We start from the raw sequence: 19,026 nt of genomic DNA on the forward strand, positions 1-19,026 counted from the left end.
TCGCGGGCGTTCCAAAACTGTATTCAAAGTATCGGGATTGAAGATGTATGTTTTGGAAATATATCAGAATGAATATTTTTGCCCAATATGGGTATGACAAAAGGCCGTCTGAAATTTCAGACGGCCTTTGCACAAAAAAAGATAAATTTAAAACTTGTGAAATGTGAGTCTGTTAAAACCCGACATACTGCTTGGAAACAACATACGTTATTGATTTGTATTTATATATGTTTTTGGTTGATTTTGGTGGGTCCGGTGGGGTTCGAACCCACGACCAAGGGATTATGAGTCCCCTGCTCTAACCCCTGAGCTACAGACCCGGTTAGAAAGGAAAGGGTGCTATTGTAGCACAATTTGCTGCTTGAACAAGGCCGGGCCTTTGCAAAATCTCCAGATGCGTATACGGTTCAAGGTGGCTAGCACGGCGCGGGCAGACATAGCGCATGCCGATACTGAATGCTGTGGCATCCGGTGTGTTTGTTATAATGACAAACCTTAAATTTGTTTAAAACTGCTGCCTGCGCCATGAGCCGCTGCAATGGCAAGCTTGGGAAAGCGTGTAACGGTTTATCGAACCGCAGCGGCCTCCCAAACCGTTTTCAGACGGCTTCGAAAGTAATCTTAATGAAATACAACGATCTGCGTGATTTTATTCAAAAGCTTGAGCAGGAAAACAAACTCAAGCGCATCGGTTTGCCGGTTTCTCCCCATTTGGAAATGACCGAAATTGCCGACCGCGTATTGCGTGCCGGCGGGCCGGCGTTGTTGTTTGAAAATCCGGTGCGGCAAGACGGTTCGCGTTACGATTTTCCCGTGCTGGCCAATCTGTTCGGCACGCCCGAGCGGGTGGCGATGGGCATGGGGGCGGACAGTGTGGACAAGCTGCGCGAAATCGGCAAAACGCTGGCCTATCTGAAAGAGCCTGAGCCGCCCAAAGGCATTAAAGACGCGTTTTCCAAACTGCCGCTTCTGAAAGACATTTGGAGCATGGCGCCGAATGTGGTGAAAAAAGCGCCGTGCCAAGAAATCGTGATTGAAGGCGACGACGTCGATTTAAGCAAGCTGCCGATTCAGCATTGTTGGCCGGAAGACGTTGCGCCGCTGGTAACATGGGGGCTTACCGTTACCCGCGGCCCGCATAAAAAACGCCAGAATTTGGGAATTTACCGCCAACAGCTTATCGACAAAAACAAGCTGATTATGCGTTGGTTGGCACACCGCGGCGGCGCGTTGGATTTTCAAGCGCATAAAAAAGCCCACCCCGGTGTGCCGTATCCCGTGGCGGTGGTGTTGGGCTGTGATCCGGCCACCATTTTGGGCGCGGTAACGCCGGTGCCGGATACCTTGAGCGAATATCAGTTTGCCGGTTTGCTGCGCGGTTCGCGTACCGAATTGGTGAAATGTATCGGCAGCGATTTGCAAGTGCCCGCGCGTGCCGAAATCGTGCTCGAAGGCGTGATCCACCCCGATGAAACCGCGCTGGAAGGGCCTTACGGCGACCACACTGGCTATTACAACGAGCAGGATTGGTTTCCCGTGTTTACGGTGGAACGCATCACCATGCGCGAAAATCCGATTTACCACAGCACTTATACCGGCAAACCGCCCGACGAACCTGCCGTGCTGGGCGTAGCCTTGAACGAAGTGTTCGTGCCGCTGTTGCAAAAACAGTTCCCCGAAATCGTCGATTTCTACCTGCCGCCCGAAGGCTGTTCATACCGCATGGCCGTGGTCAGCATCAAAAAGCAATACGCGGGGCATGCCAAGCGGGTGATGATGGGCTGCTGGAGCTTTCTGCGCCAGTTTATGTACACCAAATTCATTGTGGTGGTGGACGACGATGTGGATTGCCGCGACTGGAAAGAAGTGATTTGGGCGATTACCACCCGTATGGACCCCGTGCGCGATACGGTGTTGGTGGAAAACACGCCGATCGATTATCTCGACTTTGCCAGCCCCGTTTCAGGCTTGGGCGGCAAAATGGGCTTGGATGCCACCAACAAATGGCCGGGCGAAACCGACCGCGAATGGGGGCGCGTGATTGAACGTGATAAAGCTACGGTGGCGAAAGTAGATGCGATTTGGAACGAACTGGGTTTGTGATCAGGCGTTTCAAGTCAAATAAATACTTGTTGATAACATGCGTTGCACAATGAATTTCATGCCGATGCGATTCTACAAACCAAACGCATCGGCATGAAATTCAATGTGTACGTCTATAAAGCTGGCAACAAAATAATAGCCGTGATCGTAGCCTTTGCGCAGGTTAAACTGCACATTGAAACCGTTGGCGCGGGCGGCAGATACAAATTTTTCGGGCTGCAATTCTTGCGGATAAAACGGATCGGCATCCCCCTGATCTATCAACACCGGCAACTTATGCCAAACCTTCCCGACCAATTGTGTGCTGTCGTACTGCTCCCAAAGGCTTTCGTTTGCACCCAAATAAGCGGTAAAAGCCTGCCTGCCCAAAGGCGTTTCGCTCGGATTCACAATCGGAGCGAATGCCGACACGGCGGCGTAGCGGCCGGGGTTTTTCAAAGCGATTTGCAGCGCGCCGTGGCCGCCCATGCTGTGTCCGGCAATGCTGCGCTGATCATTTACGGGAAAATGGGCTTCAATCAGCTGCGGCAGTTCGTGCACCACGTAATCATACATTTGATAATGCTGCGCCCACGGCTCTTGCACGGCGTTCAGGTAAAAGCCCGCGCCCAAGCCGATTTCGCCGTTGCCTGCGGGCACGCCTTCGCCGCGCGGGGAAGTATCGGGAATTACCAAAGCCATGCCCCAATGTGCGGCAAAACGCTGAGCCCCCGATTTAACCGAAAAGTTTTCATCGGTGCAGGTTAAACCCGACAGCCAATACAGCACGGGCACGCGGTAGCCCTGCAAAGCCTGCGGCGGCAGGTAAACGGAAAACGCCATATCCGTACCGGTGGAGCGGGATCGGTGGGTATAACGCTCATGGCGGCCGTTAAACATTTTATGGGCGGAAATTAAAATCGGTGCGTTCATCATCAAAACCTTATCAAAGCCTATACTACGGGCATTGAGGCCGTCTGAATGTTTCAGACGGCCTCAATGCAATGCCGGCAAGCGGGATTACAAACCCAGTTCCCAAGTGCTTTGCGGATCAAGCAAGCCGTCGGGGCGGTTTTCATAGTGGGCGAAGATGGCTTCGATGATTTCGTCTTCATCGTCTATCAAGCAGATTAAATCCATATCTTCGGGTGAAATCATACCGTTGCCGAGCAATTGTTCGCGAATCCAATCCATCATGCCCTGCCAGAAAGATTTGCCTACCAGAATAATCGGGCGGCTCGGCGTTTTACCGGTTTGTACCAAAGTCAGGCTTTCAAACAACTCGTCGAGCGTACCGAATCCCCCCGGCATCACTACATAAGCCACCGCGTGTTTGACAAACATGACTTTGCGCGGGAAAAAATGCTGGAATTTAATCGAAAGGTTTTGATAGGGGTTGGCCGTTTGCTCGTGCGGCAACACAATATTCAAACCCACGGCAGGGCTTTTACCCGCAAACGCTCCCTTATTGGCCGCTTCCATAATGCCCGGCCCGCCGCCCGAAATAACTGAAAATCCGGCGTCCGACAATTTGCGCGACAAGCGTTCGGTAAACAGGTAATCGGGGTGATCAACCGGTGTGCGTGCGCTGCCGTAAATGCTCACGGCAGGCTGGATGGCACGCAATTCTTCGCCCGACTCGACAAATTCGGAAATGATTTTCAACAAATGATACGATTCCCGCGCCTGAATTTCGCGGCGGGTTTCTTCAGGAAGAATGGGGGCAGGCAATTTGTGGTAAAGGTTCATAAGGGCTTTGATGTCGATTAAAAAAAGGCTATTTTAACCGAATATGGCTGCAAAGGCTCAGGCCGTCTGAAAAATACGAAGCCCGCACTTCGGTGCAACCGTTGCCTTTAAAGCAAAATCCGCACAAGCCAAGCAAATGCGGATTTTGCAAAGGTTTTATATTTTCCGTTTCATCAATCGCCCATCACTTTTCCTTCGCGGCGCGGATCGGCTCCGCCCTGCAAGCCTTCGGCATGGATCACAATGCCCTGTACGCCCGAATTTAAATCGCGCACCTGAACTTTATAGCCCAATCTTTCCAAAACAGGGGCTTTGTCGGTAGCCGGTGTGTTTTGTTCCAACTCGTAGGTGCCGGTTCGGTTGAGCATATTCGGCAAATCGATAGCTTGCTGGATATCCATGCCCCAATCGAGATGGGCGGTTAGGGTTTTGGCCACATAACCGATGATGCGGCTGCCGCCGGGCGAACCGACTGCAAGGTAAGGTTGGCCGTTTTTCAATACGATGGTCGGCGCCATAGAAGAGCGCGGGCGTTTACCGCCTGCCGCGCTGTTGGCTACGGCTTTGCCTTCCGCATCAACAGGCTTGAAAGCAAAATCAGTCAACTCGTTATTCAACAGATAACCGTTGGCCATCAAAGTGGAGCCGAAAGCGTTTTCGATGGAGGTGGTCATGGAAACCACATTGCCGTCTTTATCCACAATCACCAAATGGCTGGTAGAGGGCAATTCCATGCCTTCACCTTTGCCCTGTGTGCGGGCAAATCCGCCGGGGCTGACCGATGGTAAAGCGCCGTATCGCTCGGCAATCGAGCCGGCACGCAGTTTCAGGTAAGCGGGATGGAGCATCGCATCAACGGGAACATCGGCAAATTGCGGGTCGGCCACATAATAATCACGGTCGGCAAACGCCAAGCGCGAAGCATCGCCGAGCAAACGCCAGCTCAAAATGTTTTCCGCGCCTAAAGCGCGCATATTGAAATGTTGCAGAATGCCGAAAATCTGCCCCAAAGCAATGCCGCCGGAGCTGGGTGCGCCCATGCCGCAGATTTCGTATTCGCGGTATGGGGCGCAAACCGGCGTGCGCTCGATCACGCGGTAGCTTTTCAAATCATCCAGAGTGATGCTGCCGGGGTTATCGGCGGCGGCAACGGTTTTCACGATATTGATGGCGGGCATGCCGCTGTAAAAAGGCTCGCTGCCGTGCTTGGCCAGAAGTTTCACGGTTTTGGCAAATTCGGGGTTTTTCAACACCGTGCCGGCTTCAAGCGGTTTGCCTTCGGGTAAAAAATATGCGGCGGTGGCGGGATGGCGTTGCAGCTGTTCCAAGTTTTGCGCGATGGATTTAGCCATGCGCGGCGACACGGTAAAGCCTTGTTCCGCCAGCTCAACGGGTTTGTCGAACAGGGTTTTCCACGGCAGTTTGCCGTAGCGTTTATACACATCTTCCAAAAGCTTGGGCACGCCCGGCACACCTACCGAACGGCCGCCGACCACGGCCTGCATAAATTTCAGCGGCTCGCCGTTTTCATCTAAAAAAAGCTTGTCGGTAACGGCTTCGGGAGCGGTTTCCCGCGCATCAAACGTGGTCAGTTTTTTTTCGGTGTTGTCCCAATACACCAAAAACGCACCGCCGCCCAAACCGGAAGACTGCGGTTCGGTTAAGCTCAAGGTAGTTTGCATGGCAATCATGGCGTCGATGGCACTGCCGCCGCGTTTCAGAATGTCGTATCCGGCTTCGGTGGCCAAAGGGTTGGCCGATGCCGCCATAAATTCTTTCGCCTGCACCAGTTTCTGCTCGGTCAGCCCCGTTCCCTGTTCCGGCGCGTGTTGTTCGGCAACGGGTGCCGATGATGCCGCAGACGCATCAAGCGGTGCAGCCTGCGCATAAGCACTAAAGCCCAAAACAACCAACAAACTGCATAAGTTTTTTAATTTCATTACTTTACTCCCATCCGTAGCTTATTTTTAAATATGTGCACTATTACCCGATTTTCAGACGGCCTCAGTACGGCAAAACTCTCAGGCCGTCTGAAAACTGTGTATAACCCTGAAACTTTCCACACCAAACCGCGTGCGAATTTATTTATCCACAATTGTACCCACGCTTGAAGGAAAGTTTTCCCGAATCTTTTGGAAACGATAAATCGATGAAATAACAATTTAAAATCAGTTTATCCACAGCCGTGTTCGCTAATCAATATCACCATCTTTTTATTATTTATATTATTAGTTGTATTGGTTTTGGCCGCTTCCGCCCTGCAAGCGAAACATTGTTTAACTGCGCCTAATCGGTTAAAGTTAAACCGTACGAACTTCACAAACAAAAGGATTCTCCGATGAAAGGCGATATCGGCGTTATCGGTTTGGCCGTAATGGGTCAAAACCTGATTCTGAACATGAACGACAAAGGCTTTAAAGTTGTAGCCTTTAACCGTACTGTTTCCAAAATAGACGATTTTCTCAACGGCGCAGCCAAAGGCACCAACATTATCGGTGCCACTTCACTGCAAGATTTGGTCAATAAGCTTGAAAAGCCCAGAAAAATCATGCTTATGGTAAGAGCCGGTGCAGTAGTAGACGACTTTATCGGCCAACTTGTTCCCTTATTGGACAAAGGCGACATCATTATCGACGGCGGCAATGCCAATTTTCCCGATTCCACCCGCCGTACCCGCGAGCTGGCCGAAAAAGGCATCCGCTTTGTCGGTGCAGGTGTATCGGGAGGTGAAGAAGGTGCGCGTAACGGCCCTTCGATTATGCCCGGCGGCAACGAAGAAGCTTGGCCGCATGTGAAACCGATTTTACAGGCCATTGCCGCCAAAACCCCGCAAGGCGAACCTTGCTGCGATTGGGTAGGCCGCGACGGTGCCGGACACTTCGTAAAAATGGTGCACAACGGCATCGAATACGGCGATATGCAGCTTATCTGCGAAGCCTATCAGTTTATGAAAGACGGTTTGGGCTTGAATTATCAGCAGATGCACGAAATCTTCAGCATTTGGAACCGCACTGAATTGGATTCTTACCTGATTGAAATTACTGCCGATATTTTGGGTTTCAAAGATGAAAACGGCGAACCGCTGGTGGAAAAAATCCTCGATACCGCCGGGCAAAAAGGCACGGGTAAATGGACGGGCATCAACGCCCTCGATTTGGGTATTCCGCTGACCCTGATTACCGAATCGGTGTTCGCCCGCTGCGTTTCCGCCTTTAAAGAACAGCGCGTTCAGGCTGGAAAACTGTTCAACAAAACCATCAAGCCGGTGGCAGGCGATAAAACCGAATGGGTGGAAGCCTTGCGCGAAGCTTTGCTCGCTTCAAAAATTATCTCTTATGCACAAGGCTTTATGTTGATTCGCGAAGCCAGCGAAGTAAACGATTGGGCATTGAACTACGGCCAAACCGCTTTGCTGTGGCGCGAAGGCTGCATCATCCGCAGCGCGTTTTTAGGCAATATCCGCGATGCTTACGAAGCCAACCCCGATTTGGTTTTCTTGGGAGCAGATCCCTATTTCAAAGACATTCTCGAAAACTGCCTGCCGGCATGGCGCAAAGTGGTGGCCAAAGCCGTTGAGTGCGGCATTCCCATGCCGTGCATGGCCTCGGCTATTACTTTCTTAGACGGCTACACTACCGAACGCCTGCCTGCCAACCTGCTGCAAGCCCAACGCGACTATTTCGGCGCGCACACCTACGAGCGTACCGACAAACCGCGCGGCGAGTTTTTCCACACCAACTGGACGGGCAAAGGCGGCGATACGGCATCGACCACTTACGATATTTGATTTGCTGTTGGTGAGTAAAATAATGAGGCCGTCTGAAAACAACTTTTTCAGACGGCCTTTATTTTTGCGGTTTGACTGCTGCGGTTTCATTGGTAAAGCCCTCTGAATACTGTGTATAAGCGCAAAACTTTCCACACAAAGCCGATACGGTATTTATTTATCCACAATTATGCCTGAGTTTGAAGGAAGGTTTTCCCAAAGCTTTCTGCTCATACAAGTTGATGAATTTCAAATTCAAAACAAACTTATCCACAACAAAGAGCATCCATCAATATCATCATCTTTTTATTATTTAATTATTAAGTTGTAATGGTTTCGGATCTTTTAAGCTGCTTTTCCGAACATTTGAACACCATATTGAAACTCACCATATTCGGATTAAGCCCGAATATGAATTTTGATCAACCATATATGCTGAGGCCGTCTGAAAAGCATAAACCTTTTCAGACGGCCTCATTCGTTTCAACGGTAGGATATACGGTTTAATGCTACCAATCACCATCACGCGGTAAGCAGGCTTTGGCCGAGAAAACCGCCTTTTTTCACGCCCGGCAGCGTAAAGAAATAGCCGCCGCCGAAGGGGCTGATGTATTCTTCCAGCGGTTCGGTATCGAGCAGTTTTTGCACGAAGATGAAGCCGTCTTCCAGATTGGCCTGATAGCAGATGAACACCAAGCCGACATCGAGTTGGCCGGCTTTGGAGAGGCCGCGCGAATAGTTGTAAGGCCGTCTGAACAGTTGGTGTTTCTTCATAAATTCGGGGTCGCGCGGGTTGGCGACGCGCATGTGGCTGTCTTTCGGAATCACTTTGCCTTCGGGGTCTTTTTTGTAATCGGGCGTGTCGTTTTCGTATTTCATGCCCAGTGGTGCGCCGCTGTATTTTTCGCGCCCGAAAATGGTTTCCTGCTCTTGCAGCGGCGTTCTGTCCCAAAATTCGACGAAGTGGCGGATGATGCGCACGGCTTGGTAGCTGCCGTTTTTCGCCCATGCGGGTTCGTCCAAGCTGTTGGCGGCGATGCCCGTCCATAACACCTGATCGGCGGTTTGCGGGTTGCTTACGTCGGGGTTGGCGGTGCCGTCGTGAAAGCCCAGCAGGTTGCGCGGGGCGGAACCGGGTTCGGATTTGGGCAGGAAGCCGTCTATGCTCCAGCGGATGATGGCGTATTGCGCGGTGTTTTTGATGATGTCGCGCAGGGCGTTTTGGCAGGTTTCGGGGGTGAACGCGCAGATTTGCAGGCTGATGTCGCCGTCGCACCACTCGGCTTGCAGTTTGTCGTTGAAGAAGTCTTTCATTTCCTGCAGGTGTTTGGGTTTTTTGGCGGCCAGCCCGAATCGTTGGTCAAACAGGCTGGCTCCGACGCTCAGGGTAACGGTTAGCCCGTCGGGGCGGATGGTTTTGCCGAGTATGCCGCTGCCCGAAGGCGGCAGTTTGGCATCGCCGTCTTGCAGTTCGCCGCCTTGGGTGAGAAATTCGGTGCGGGCGGTGATGATGCGGAACAGTTTTTCCAAGTCTTTCGGGGTTTTGGCGAGCACGTCGAAAGCGGCCATAATGCCGAACTGTTGGTGCGGGGTGGTGATGCCTGCCTGATGTTGGCCGTAGCAGTCGTAGCTTTCTGTGGAATGCTGCATGAGTGCGGCTTTCTCTTCGTTGCGGCCTTTTTTCTCGCCCCATGTGAAACCACCCGCGGCTGCTGCCGCACCGGAGGCGGCTGCGGCAACGGCGGCTTTGAGCAAGGTGCGTTTTTCGGGTTGGGTGGGATTGCGGTGGTGGTTGCTCATGATATTGTGAAGACGATGTTTTCAGACGGCCTGATGTGTCGGGCCGTCTGAAAAGGGTTAATGAAAGAAAAATCAGTTCAGGCCGAGTGTGCCGCGCAGTTTGGCCAATTCTTCGGCTAGGGTGTTGATGGGTGCTTGCAGGGTTTTGCGGTCGGCTTCGCTGAGTTTGTCGTAGGTTTCAAAGCCGTCGGCGGTTTTGTATTTCGCCAAAATGTCGTTCACGGCTTTGAAGTTGGCATCAACGTTATCCAGCAGCGCCTTGTTTTTTTCGGCGATCAGCGGGCGGAATAAATCGACGATTTTTTGTGCGCCTTCCATGTTGGCATTGAAGTCGCTCAAATCGGTGTGGCTGTAACGGTCTTCTTCGCCGCTGATTTTGCTGTTGGCCACTTCTTCAATCAACACGGCCGCGCCGCCGACTACTTTGTTGGGCGGGAAGGTCAGCACGTCGATTTCCTGTTTGAGTTTTTTCACGTCTTGTTCCAGTTTGTCGGCCACGTCTTTCACGCCGTCGACCGATTTTTCAATCCACAAGGCGTGTTCGATGCGGTGGAAGCCGCTGAAGGCCGGGTCTTTGGGGCCGGCTTTGAAGTCGTCTTCACGCGCGTCGATGGCAGGGTCGAGTTCGTTAAACAGCTCGGCAATCGGTTCGATGCGCTCGTAGTGGGTGCGGGTGTCGGCAAACATGGCTTTGGCTTTGTCGGTTTCGCCCGCTTTCACCGCGGCAACAAAAGCGGCGGTTTTGCTGACCAGTTGGTCGGTTTCCTGCTGAACGTAGGTTTTGTAGTCGGCCAGCGGTTGGGCGAGTTTGGCCATATCCGCTTCGCCGCCCGCCTGTTTGAAGCCGCTGTCGGTTACGGTGAGCTTGCCGCGCGGGTTGTTGAGCAGGCCGCAGGTCATTTCGTATTCGCCGGGCAGCAGGGTAACGGTCATTTTGTCGGCAAGGCCGGGGGCGATGTTTTCACGTTCGTCCACCACCATCACGCCTTTTAAGATTTCCCATTCGAGCTTGCGGCTGCTGTTGTTTTTGATGTTGAACACCACTTCGCCGCTAGGTACGGTGAGTTCCATCGGTTCGCATTTTTCATCGTTAACCGCCATATTGAAACTGCCGTCTTGCGCTTTGGCTTCGGCCGGTGCGCCGGATGCGGGCGCGGCGGTTTTTTCGGCTTCGGGCGGTTGGCAGGCGGTAAGGCCGAGTGCCAGCAGCACGGATAAAGCGGTGATATTCAGTTTCTTCATGTTTTACCTCTTTCTCAATTTACTGGGGATTTTCCAACAGATGCAGCCGGTGAGTTGCCGCGTAAGAACCAATACATCACGGGAATCAGGTAGAGCAGCCACACCAAAACTTCGCCCTGCGTGGGGTGGTCGGTATAGCCGAAAAAGCCGCCGAGCAATACGCCCAGCGGGCTGTCTTCGTGCAGGATGTGGGAAATGTCGAAAACGATGGTTTGCAGCCGGTTCCATACGCCCGCTTCATGCAGTGCACGCAACGAACCGGCGAGCAGGCCGGCGGCCACAAAAATCAGAAAAACGCCCGTCCAGCGGAAAAATTTTGCCAGATTCAGGCGCATACCGCCCTGATAAATCAACGCACCGACTACAACCGCCGCCGTCAAACCCAGCACCGCGCCCGCTGGCATGTGCCAGCTCGGGCTTTGCTGGAATACGGCAAGTAGAAAAAACACACTTTCCAAGCCTTCGCGGGCTACCGCCAAAAAAGCCATGCCCACCAATGCCCAGCCTTGGCCGTTGCCGCGGTTTAAGGCCGTCTGAACCGAATCGTGCAGATGCTGCTTCATGGAGCGCGCCGCTTTCTGCATCCACAGAATCATGTAAGTCAGCATGGCAACGGCTACCAGCCCGATGATGCCGACCACCAATTCCTGCTGCTTTTGCGGAATTTCGCCGGTGGCGGTGTGGATACCGTATCCGAGAATCAGGCACATCAGCGCGGCTAACAACACACCCAGCCACACTTTCGGCATTAAATGACCGTTGCCCGACTGATGCAGAAATCCGGCAACGATACCCACAATCAAAGCGGCTTCGATGCCTTCGCGAAGCATAATCAGAAAAGCAATCAACATAGAAAAATGCTTTCGATCAATTGGATAGCCATTTATAAGCTTGTTTTAAAATTAATGCAAATAATTTTTATTTTTAATTTATTGAGTAATAATCAAAAAAACAATAGGCCGTCTGAATGATATTTCAGACGGCCCCGGTTCTATATAAAGCCAATCAACTTAATTCACAAACAGCCCTGCGGGCAAACGTTAACGCCCGCATTTGGCTTGGGCCGATTTCAAAACCTCGTCCAACTTTTCAGCCGTTACCTCACCCAACACCGCCTGTTTGTAGCCGCATTTTGGTGCTTCTACCACCGTAAAGGGCAGCGCCCCCACCGTATTGCCGAAGCCTTTCATAAACCCCCGGCTGTCTTTGCCGGCATAACGCCAAATCGGATAACTCACCGGCGTTTGCTTGAGAAATTTGCCGATATTTTCGTTGCTGTCCAAAGCAATGCCTACCATATCGACGCTGCCTTTTTTCTGCTTTTTATACCAAGCCGACATTTCCGGCATTTCTTTGCGGCACGGGCCGCACCAAGTGGCCCATAAATTGATGAACCGTACCGGCGCTTTCAACGCAGCCGTGCTTTGCGGTGTCGAACCGTTCCAGCTCTGCACATCCGCAGCAACCGCATGGCTGCTAGCTGCGGCGGCAACGGCCAACATAAACGCATATACCTTTTTCATTGCGATACCTCAATAACATCAAACTGCCGCCATTTTATGCTTTTCAGACGGCCCAAGGCACAAGACAAATTGTAAAGCTTGGTTTACAATCGGAAAAATCATTGAAAATGTGAGGAACCGCCATGCAGGAAGCCGTTACACTCTACCATAACAACCGTTGCAGCAAATCGCGTGCCGCGCTCGCCCTTTTGCAAGTGCGCGGTCTGAAAACCAAAGTGGTCAATTATCTTGATACGCCGCCCACTTTTGAAGAATTAAAAAACATTTTCAACCAATTAGGTGCAGAATCGCCGCGCAGCATGATGCGCGTGAAAGATGCCCTCTACCAAGAATTGAATTTAAACCATCCCGACTTAAGCCACGACGAGTTGCTTCAGGCCATTGCCGATCATCCTGCGCTGCTTGAACGCCCCATCGCCGTTGTCGGCAACAGAGCTGCGGTAGGCCGCCCGCTCGAAAACATCGAAGCCTTGCTGTAAATCCGCCCGATTGCCGTTGCAGGCATCAGAATCAAACCCGATAACCTTTATGAGCATACCGATTTTCCGCAGCCGCAACGGCTTACGCTACCACCTGTTAAACGGCATTATTTTAAGCCTGCTGCTGGTGCTGTTTTCGTTTGCCTGCTGCATTTGGTCGGTTTACCACACGGGCAACCAAACCTTGCCCGCAGGCGTGCGTGCCGACGCCGCCGTGGTACTCGGTGCCGCAGCGTGGGACAAACGCCCCTCGCCGGTGTTTCAAGAACGCATCAACCATGCCATCACGCTCTACCAAAGCAAACGCGTAGAAAAACTTGTTTTTACCGGCGGCACACCCAAAAAAGGCTTCATGACCGAAGCCGAAGTAGGGCGCCGCTACGCCATCAAACAAGGCGTGCCCGCACGCGATATTTTGTTTGAAAACACCTCGCGCAATACATACGACAATCTGTACAACATCGCTCCCTTGCTGCGCGACAACGGCATCCGCACCATCATTATCGTGAGCGACCCCTACCATACCGCGCGTGCCGCCGCCATCGCCAAAGACCTCGAATTAAACGCCGCCGTGTCTGCCACCCCCACCAGCCGCTACACCGCTTCGCAAAAAAAAGCCAAGTTCCTTTTTCAAGAAAGCTACGCCCTGTTTCTCTATTACGCCGAACACTGGGGCAACAGCATTTTGCGTTTTTTCGGCCTGCGTTAAACGCCGATAGCGCCGTTATATAGAAAAGGCCGTCTGAAACCATAAGCGTTCAGACGGCCTTTTGCATGGGTAAAACGATGCCGAGTTTATTTCTGTTTCGGCCGAAAAGCCTTGCACACGGCTTCGTCGGTTTCGATAAATGCCCCGCCGATGAGTTCGACGCAATAAGGTATGGCACTGAATAAGCCGTGTACTTTAATGTTTCCTTCGCCGTCACGCACGCCGCCGAGGGTTTCGGCGATGGCCTTGGGGCGGCCGGGAAGGTTAACAATCAGGCATTTGCCGCGGATACCGGCGGTTTGGCGCGACAAAATGGCCGTCGGCACATAATAAAGGCTGATTTGGCGCATCTGTTCGCCGAATCCCGGCATTTCTTTGTCGATTACGGCCAATGTGGCTTCGGGCGTGATGTCGCGCGGCGAGGGGCCTGTGCCGCCGGTGGTGAAGATAATATCGCAACCGTCGGTATCGGCCATGCGGCACAGCGCGGCTTCAATGGCATCTTGCTCGTCGGGAACCAGAGCTTCGGCAAAATGAATCGGATTGCTAACGGCCGCCTGCAACCATGTTTTCAGGGCGGGGATACCTTCGTCGGGGTAGATGCCGCTGCTGGCACGGTCGCTGGCGGAAAGCAGGCCGATTGTTACGGTATCGAGGGTACGGTTCATCTTAAGCTCTTTCTTGTTCAAACGGCTGTTCAGACGGCCTCGCGGCTGTACAACCATCGGATACGGCTCGCAGCAATGCGCCGCACCAGCTTACAAATCAACCAGCAAACGGCGGATTTTTTCAATGGCACTACGGGTATCGCCCCCGCAGCTGTGGGCATTGCTGCCGTTGGCGGTTACGCATGCGATGCCGGTTACGCCGCACAGATGCATATAAGGCAGCTCGAGTTCGCGTGCCAAAACGGCTTCAGGCATACCGGTCATGCCCACAATGTCGGCTCCGTCTTGAAGATAACGGCGCACTTCGGCGCGGGTAGGCAGGCGCGGGCCTTGTATGCAGGCATAAACGGCTTTGTCGTAAACCGGTGTGCCGTGGGAGGCGGCATGTTCCAACACGGTTTTGCGCAAATCATTGTCGTAGGGATATGAAAAATCGGTGTGGACGACTTCTTGCGACTGGCCTTCAAAAAAAGTGCTGCTGCGGTTGAAGGTGTAATCAATCACGTCGTGGGGAACCACCAGCGAACCCGGCTCGAACGCTTCGCTCAATGCGGCCACAGATGCAATGGAAATAATGCTTTCCGCACCTACCGAGTGCAACGCCCAAATATTGGCGCGATAGTTGATTTCGTGCGGGGCGAGCGAATGGCTGAGGCCGTGACGGGCCAAAAAAACGATTTCGCTGCTGCCGAGCGTGCCGAACAGCAGAGGGCTGCTGGTCAGGCCGTATGGCGTGCGGACGATGCGGCGGTGGTTGATGTGGAGTTCGGGCAGGCGGGTTAGGCCGCTGCCGCCGATAACGGCTATCATGGGCAATATTCCGTAAATGATTAACAAAGGGCTTATTGTAAGGGATTCGCCTGCCGGTGTGTGCGTTACGGGTAATAAACTTCATACCTGCCGCATACGGGTGATTCAGACGGCCTCAAAACGCACAAAGCAACCTTTGCCAGCTTATGCGGGATGCGGTTTAAGGCATATATAGCTAATCAACACAAAAGTTTCAGGCTCTAAGCGCGGGAATGGGTTTTCCGGTGCAGCCGGTAAACCGCCAGCCCCAATACCAAGCCCCAAAAAGCACTGCCGATGCCGAACAGCGTCATCCCCGAAGCGGAAGCCAACAGCGTAACCAAAGCCGCTTCGCGTGCCGTTTCGTCTTGCCACGCCCCGCTCAAATTGGCTTGCAGCGTACCGAAAATCGCAATACCCGCCAGCGCGGCCAAGAGTTCGGGCGGCAATACGTTGAACAGCGAAACCGTGATGCCGCCTGCCAAGCCGACCAACAAGTAAAACACCCCCAGCCAAACGGTGGCAAGATAACGCTTGTCGGGGTTTTTATCCACATCGCTGCCCATACAGATGGCCGCGCTGATCGAAGCAAGATTGATCATAAACACGCCCAAAGGCGCGGTAAACACCGTAGCGGCGGCGCTGCTTTCCACCAACGGGCGGGCGGGCGTTTGATAACCGTAGGCACGCAGCACCGCCATACCCGGCACATTCTGCGTAGCCAACGAAGCAATAAACAGCGGCACAGCCACACTGACGATATGCCCGACATGCCAACCCGGCCACACCCATTCGAGCGCAGGATTCTGCCAAACCAGTTTGCCCGTATCCAACAGGCCCGCCCAAGCCGAATAACCGAAACCCGTTGCCAGCATCAACAGAATGCCGTAACGCGGCAGGCGGATTTTGCTGAGAAAATACACCGCCAGCATCATCACCACCAGCACGGTTTGGTGTTCCATCGCCGAAAACACCTTACTGCCGAAATTGATCAATATGCCCGCCAGCATCGCCGCCACCAGCGACGCGGGAACCATATGCACCAAGCGGTCGAACCAACCCGTAGCCGACACCAGCCACATCACCCCCGCAGCCACCATAAAACCCGCCACCGCATCCTGCATCGGAATACCCGACACTCCGGCCAGCACCGCCGCACCCGGCGTACACCACGCAATCATCACCGGTGCCTTATAGCGGATGCTCAACACAATGGTCAGCAGGCCGCACATCAAGCCCAAAGACGTAAACCAAGAAACAATCTGGGTTTGCGACGCCCCGAAAGCCAGCGCGGCCTGATAAATAATCACAGCGGCACTCCCGTAAGACACCAGCAACGCCGCCAACGCAGCGGAGAGGTGGGAAGCTGAAAAATCAGAAAAACGGGGCATCATGTGTTGAGGTGTGATGGTTAACGGAACGGGTTATAACATTAACATAAGCCGCTGTTTTTGCCCAATAGCGGGTAGGGGAATGATGTTTGGCGAGGCTCACCAAGCTTGCTTTCAGACGGCCTCAAACCGTTTTGTGTGCGTGGCTTATATGCGGTTATTTCTTACATCTGAGGGTTTTGCAAAGGTATCAGGCCGTCTGAAATTTCAGACGGCCTTAAACCATTCATCATTACTGCCTATTTGCCGATACAGAATCTCGAAAAAATCACGCCCAGCAAATCGTCTGCCGTAAATTCGCCGGTGATTTCGCTGCATGCCGTTTGGGCCAGCCGCAGGTGTTCGGCCAGCAGCTCGATTTGGTTGTTGCCGCACAGGGCGGCGTTTTCGAGTTCGGCTTCGGCGGCGGAGAGCGCGGTGAGGTGGCGGCTGCGGGCGAGAAAAAGGCTTTCGCTTTCGCCCTGCCAGCCGATTTCTTTCAATAATGCTTGTTTCAGCAGGTCTAACCCTTCGCCGGTTTTGGCAGACAACCTGATTAAGGTATCGGCACCGCTGGCGGTGTTCAGGCCGTCTGAAAGCATTTCTACGGTTTCGCCGGTGAGGTCGGTTTTATTGTGGATTTCGATTTTTTTCAGATTGTCGGGCAGGCTGTCGAGAATGGCTTGGGTTTTGGCGTTGATGCCTTCGCGCGGGTCGATCAGTATCAGCGCCACATCGGCCTCTTTTACGGCTTTTTGGCTGCGCTCGATGCCGATTTTTTCTACTACATCATCGGTTTCGCGCAGGCCGGCGGTGTCGATGATGTGAACGGGCACGCCGTCTAAGGTGATTTGTTCGCGCACGGTGTCGCGGGTGGTGCCGGCGATGTCGGTAACGATGGCAATATCGTCGCCCGCCAAAGCGTTGAGCAGGCTGGATTTGCCGACGTTGGGCGCGCCCACCAGCACCACGTTCATGCCTTCGCGTAAAATCGCGCCTTGTTCGGCACTGGCCAACACGGTTTTCAGACGGCCTTGCAGCTCCGCCAGCTTGCCGCGTGCGTCGGCGGCTTCGAGAAAATCGATGTCTTCTTCGGGAAAATCGAGCGTGGCTTCCACCAGCATCCGCAAGGTAATCAATTCGTCCACCAGCGCGTGAATGTGCTGCGAAAACGCGCCTTTGAGCGAGCGCACGGCCATGCGCGCGGCGGAACGGCTGGAAGCGTCGATCAAATCAGCCACGCTTTCGGCCTGCGCCAAATCGAGTTTGTTGTTGAGAAAAGCGCGTTTGGTAAACTCGCCCGGCTCGGCCATGCGTGCGCCCAGTTGCAGGCAGCGTTGCAGCAGCATATCCATCACCACCGGCCCGCCGTGGCCTTGAAGTTCGATCACGTCTTCGCCGGTGAAGCTGGCGGGCGCGGCAAAATAGAGCAGCAGGCCGTTGTCGATGGCTTGGCCGTCTGAATCCAAAAAGTCGGTGTAAAGGGCAACACGCGGCTTGGGGGTTTTGCCGCCGCTGATCTGCTGCGCCAACGGCAGCAGGTTTTTGCCTGAAATACGCACAACGCCTACGCCGCCGCGTCCGGGAGCGGTGGCAATGGCTGCAATGGTGGGAGTGGGTGCGGACATGGGGTTTATCTCGAAAAGTAACGGTGTGATTATAGCAAAAGGCCGTCTGAAAACGGTTTTCAGACGGCCTGCGGCAGTATTCAATAGATTGGATACATCAGTAGCGGGTAATTACTGCGATACCGTGCGAAGGGTTGATTTCTTTGAGGCTGTCGTTATCAACAAATTTAACGCGGCCGCCGTTGGCCAACACTTTCTCAATCATTTCGTCAACAATATCGTCGTAAGTGTTTTCGTTGGGTTCAAAACCTTCTTCCAACAGGGTGAGCGTGCGGCCGTCTTCGCTCACGGCGGCGGGCAGGTGCAGATCTTCTTCCACCACCAGCACGTCGGCACGGCCGTCGGTTGCGGCTTGCCAGATTTCGTTCAAACCGCCCACAAACAAATTGTTGCCTTTGGCGTTTTCCAGTTCGCCGAACACTTTTTGGCGTTCTTCGTCCAAAGCTTCTTTCACTTGCGGCCAAATGTTTTTCGCCAGCTGGTGTTCGTTTTCATCGCTGTGGCCGCTGTGGATGTACAGCATCACGTCTTCGCTGTTGCGTGCACCGTCGCGGAAGTGGCCGATATTGCGGTCAACACCCACCACCACAATCGGAGCGGGAATCTGTTTTTGTGCTTCGGCCAATGCTTCGCCGATTTCGCGCATTTGGTCGGTAACGATTTGGTCGCGCACATGGCTGATGTCTTGGCTGGGGTTGGCGCCGGCGGTGGCGTTTTCCAAGCTGAACGGGAAGCCGTAGGCATTCACTTCGTTCAAGTGGTCTTTGCGGCCTACAAACAGGCGCGAGCCGTTTTCGCTCAATACGGTTAACAGATACAGCGGGCTGCGGTTCATGGCGTAAACCAAATCGCGGGTAAGGAAGTTGTTTTCGATGCTCACGCGCTCGGGCAGGCGGAACGGCAGTTTGAACAGCTCGCTGTATTCGGCGCTGGCAAAAATCACCAAGCCGTCGAGATTGTGTTCGTGGTCAACGCTGTCGGCCAAGCGGTGGATGGCTTCGGCAATATCGGCGGTTTCGCGCTTGCCGAATTCGGTTTCCAAACGGTTTACGGCTTCGCTTACCAGATTTTTCAAACGGATGGGGTCTTTATCGTTGTCGGGAGAAGTGCGGTAGGTCGGCAGGGTAATGGTTACGCTGGGGTAAGACTGTTTGCTTTGAATTTCTTTGATGGTGTCTAAATTCATTATGAATCCTTCGTGTGTTTTATTGTGAAAAGGCC

At 53.3% G+C, this 19,026-nt stretch carries 16 protein-coding genes and 1 tRNA gene; 4 read left to right on the top strand and 13 right to left on the bottom strand.

Annotated features, from left to right (window positions below; translation table 11 throughout):
* Nucleotides 1-244 precede the first annotated feature (244 nt).
* Nucleotides 245-320: transfer RNA gene (locus AKG43_RS09500), tRNA-Ile, on the bottom strand.
* Nucleotides 321-624: 304 nt separating this feature from the next.
* Here AKG43_RS09500 and ubiD point away from each other — a divergent pair.
* Nucleotides 625-2,103, top strand: coding sequence for a 4-hydroxy-3-polyprenylbenzoate decarboxylase (gene ubiD / locus AKG43_RS09505; RefSeq protein WP_054600330.1), 1,479 nt, complete (start codon nt 625-627; stop codon nt 2,101-2,103).
* Between the two features lie 72 nt (nt 2,104-2,175).
* Here ubiD and fghA read toward each other — a convergent pair whose 3' ends face one another.
* The 3 genes from fghA to ggt all read right to left on the bottom strand — a co-directional run bounded on the left by fghA (nt 2,176) and on the right by ggt (nt 5,771).
* Complete coding sequence (gene fghA, locus AKG43_RS09510; RefSeq protein WP_054600331.1) at nt 2,176-3,015, bottom strand: S-formylglutathione hydrolase; 840 nt, start codon at nt 3,013-3,015, stop codon at nt 2,176-2,178.
* A gap of 87 nt (nt 3,016-3,102) precedes the next feature.
* On the bottom strand, nt 3,103-3,831 hold the full coding sequence (locus tag AKG43_RS09515) for a TIGR00730 family Rossman fold protein (protein WP_054600332.1): 729 nt from the start codon (nt 3,829-3,831) through the stop codon (nt 3,103-3,105).
* A gap of 173 nt (nt 3,832-4,004) precedes the next feature.
* The gene (gene ggt, locus AKG43_RS09520) at nt 4,005-5,771 is read right to left on the bottom strand and encodes a gamma-glutamyltransferase (RefSeq protein ID WP_054600333.1); all 1,767 of its coding nucleotides are present in this window, start codon (nt 5,769-5,771) and stop codon (nt 4,005-4,007) included.
* 398 nt (nt 5,772-6,169) lie between these two features.
* Between ggt and gnd the strand changes: the two genes are divergently transcribed.
* The gene (gene gnd, locus AKG43_RS09525) at nt 6,170-7,618 is read left to right on the top strand and encodes a decarboxylating NADP(+)-dependent phosphogluconate dehydrogenase (RefSeq protein WP_054600334.1); all 1,449 of its coding nucleotides are present in this window, start codon (nt 6,170-6,172) and stop codon (nt 7,616-7,618) included.
* A gap of 501 nt (nt 7,619-8,119) precedes the next feature.
* Here the strand turns inward: gnd and efeB are convergent.
* From efeB to AKG43_RS09545, 4 genes are all read right to left on the bottom strand, one after another.
* On the bottom strand, nt 8,120-9,397 hold the full coding sequence (gene efeB, locus AKG43_RS09530; protein WP_054600335.1) for an iron uptake transporter deferrochelatase/peroxidase subunit: 1,278 nt from the start codon (nt 9,395-9,397) through the stop codon (nt 8,120-8,122).
* Between the two features lie 72 nt (nt 9,398-9,469).
* A complete protein-coding gene (gene efeO / locus AKG43_RS09535) occupies nt 9,470-10,639 on the bottom strand; it encodes an iron uptake system protein EfeO (RefSeq protein ID WP_054600336.1) in 1,170 nt (389 codons plus the stop codon).
* 14 nt (nt 10,640-10,653) lie between these two features.
* Nucleotides 10,654-11,490: an iron uptake transporter permease EfeU gene (efeU, locus tag AKG43_RS09540; RefSeq protein ID WP_054600337.1), complete on the bottom strand. Its 837-nt coding sequence runs from the start codon at nt 11,488-11,490 to the stop codon at nt 10,654-10,656.
* A gap of 189 nt (nt 11,491-11,679) precedes the next feature.
* Nucleotides 11,680-12,162 (bottom strand): TlpA disulfide reductase family protein, encoded by a 483-nt coding sequence (locus AKG43_RS09545; RefSeq protein ID WP_054600338.1) that lies wholly within the window; start codon nt 12,160-12,162, stop codon nt 11,680-11,682.
* A 122-nt stretch (nt 12,163-12,284) separates the two neighbouring features.
* On the opposite strand from AKG43_RS09545, the gene arsC reads away from it, so the two are divergent.
* Entirely contained in the window at nt 12,285-12,641 is a 357-nt protein-coding gene (gene arsC / locus AKG43_RS09550) for an arsenate reductase (glutaredoxin) (RefSeq protein ID WP_054600339.1), read from the top strand.
* A 49-nt stretch (nt 12,642-12,690) separates the two neighbouring features.
* Entirely contained in the window at nt 12,691-13,350 is a 660-nt protein-coding gene (locus tag AKG43_RS09555) for a YdcF family protein (RefSeq protein ID WP_054600340.1), read from the top strand.
* 86 nt (nt 13,351-13,436) lie between these two features.
* Here the strand turns inward: AKG43_RS09555 and mog are convergent, their stop codons facing one another.
* The 5 genes from mog to AKG43_RS09580 all read right to left on the bottom strand — a co-directional run bounded on the left by mog (nt 13,437) and on the right by AKG43_RS09580 (nt 18,991).
* Nucleotides 13,437-14,018 carry a molybdopterin adenylyltransferase gene (mog, locus tag AKG43_RS09560; RefSeq protein WP_054600360.1) on the bottom strand — a complete coding sequence of 194 codons (582 nt, stop codon included), beginning with the start codon at nt 14,016-14,018 and terminating at the stop codon, nt 13,437-13,439.
* Between the two features lie 90 nt (nt 14,019-14,108).
* On the bottom strand, nt 14,109-14,828 hold the full coding sequence (locus tag AKG43_RS09565) for an S-methyl-5'-thioinosine phosphorylase (RefSeq protein WP_054600341.1): 720 nt from the start codon (nt 14,826-14,828) through the stop codon (nt 14,109-14,111).
* 200 nt (nt 14,829-15,028) lie between these two features.
* Nucleotides 15,029-16,201 (bottom strand): benzoate/H(+) symporter BenE family transporter, encoded by a 1,173-nt coding sequence (locus AKG43_RS09570; protein WP_231718150.1) that lies wholly within the window; start codon nt 16,199-16,201, stop codon nt 15,029-15,031.
* A 236-nt stretch (nt 16,202-16,437) separates the two neighbouring features.
* Complete coding sequence (gene mnmE, locus AKG43_RS09575; protein WP_054600342.1) at nt 16,438-17,805, bottom strand: tRNA uridine-5-carboxymethylaminomethyl(34) synthesis GTPase MnmE; 1,368 nt, start codon at nt 17,803-17,805, stop codon at nt 16,438-16,440.
* Nucleotides 17,806-17,902: 97 nt separating this feature from the next.
* Nucleotides 17,903-18,991 (bottom strand): hypothetical protein, encoded by a 1,089-nt coding sequence (locus AKG43_RS09580; protein WP_054600343.1) that lies wholly within the window; start codon nt 18,989-18,991, stop codon nt 17,903-17,905.
* Between the last annotated feature and the right edge of the window lie 35 nt (nt 18,992-19,026).

Source organism: Neisseria sp. 74A18, from assembly GCF_001308005.1.
Taxonomy (GTDB): Bacteria; Pseudomonadota; Gammaproteobacteria; order Burkholderiales; family Neisseriaceae; genus Neisseria; species Neisseria dumasiana.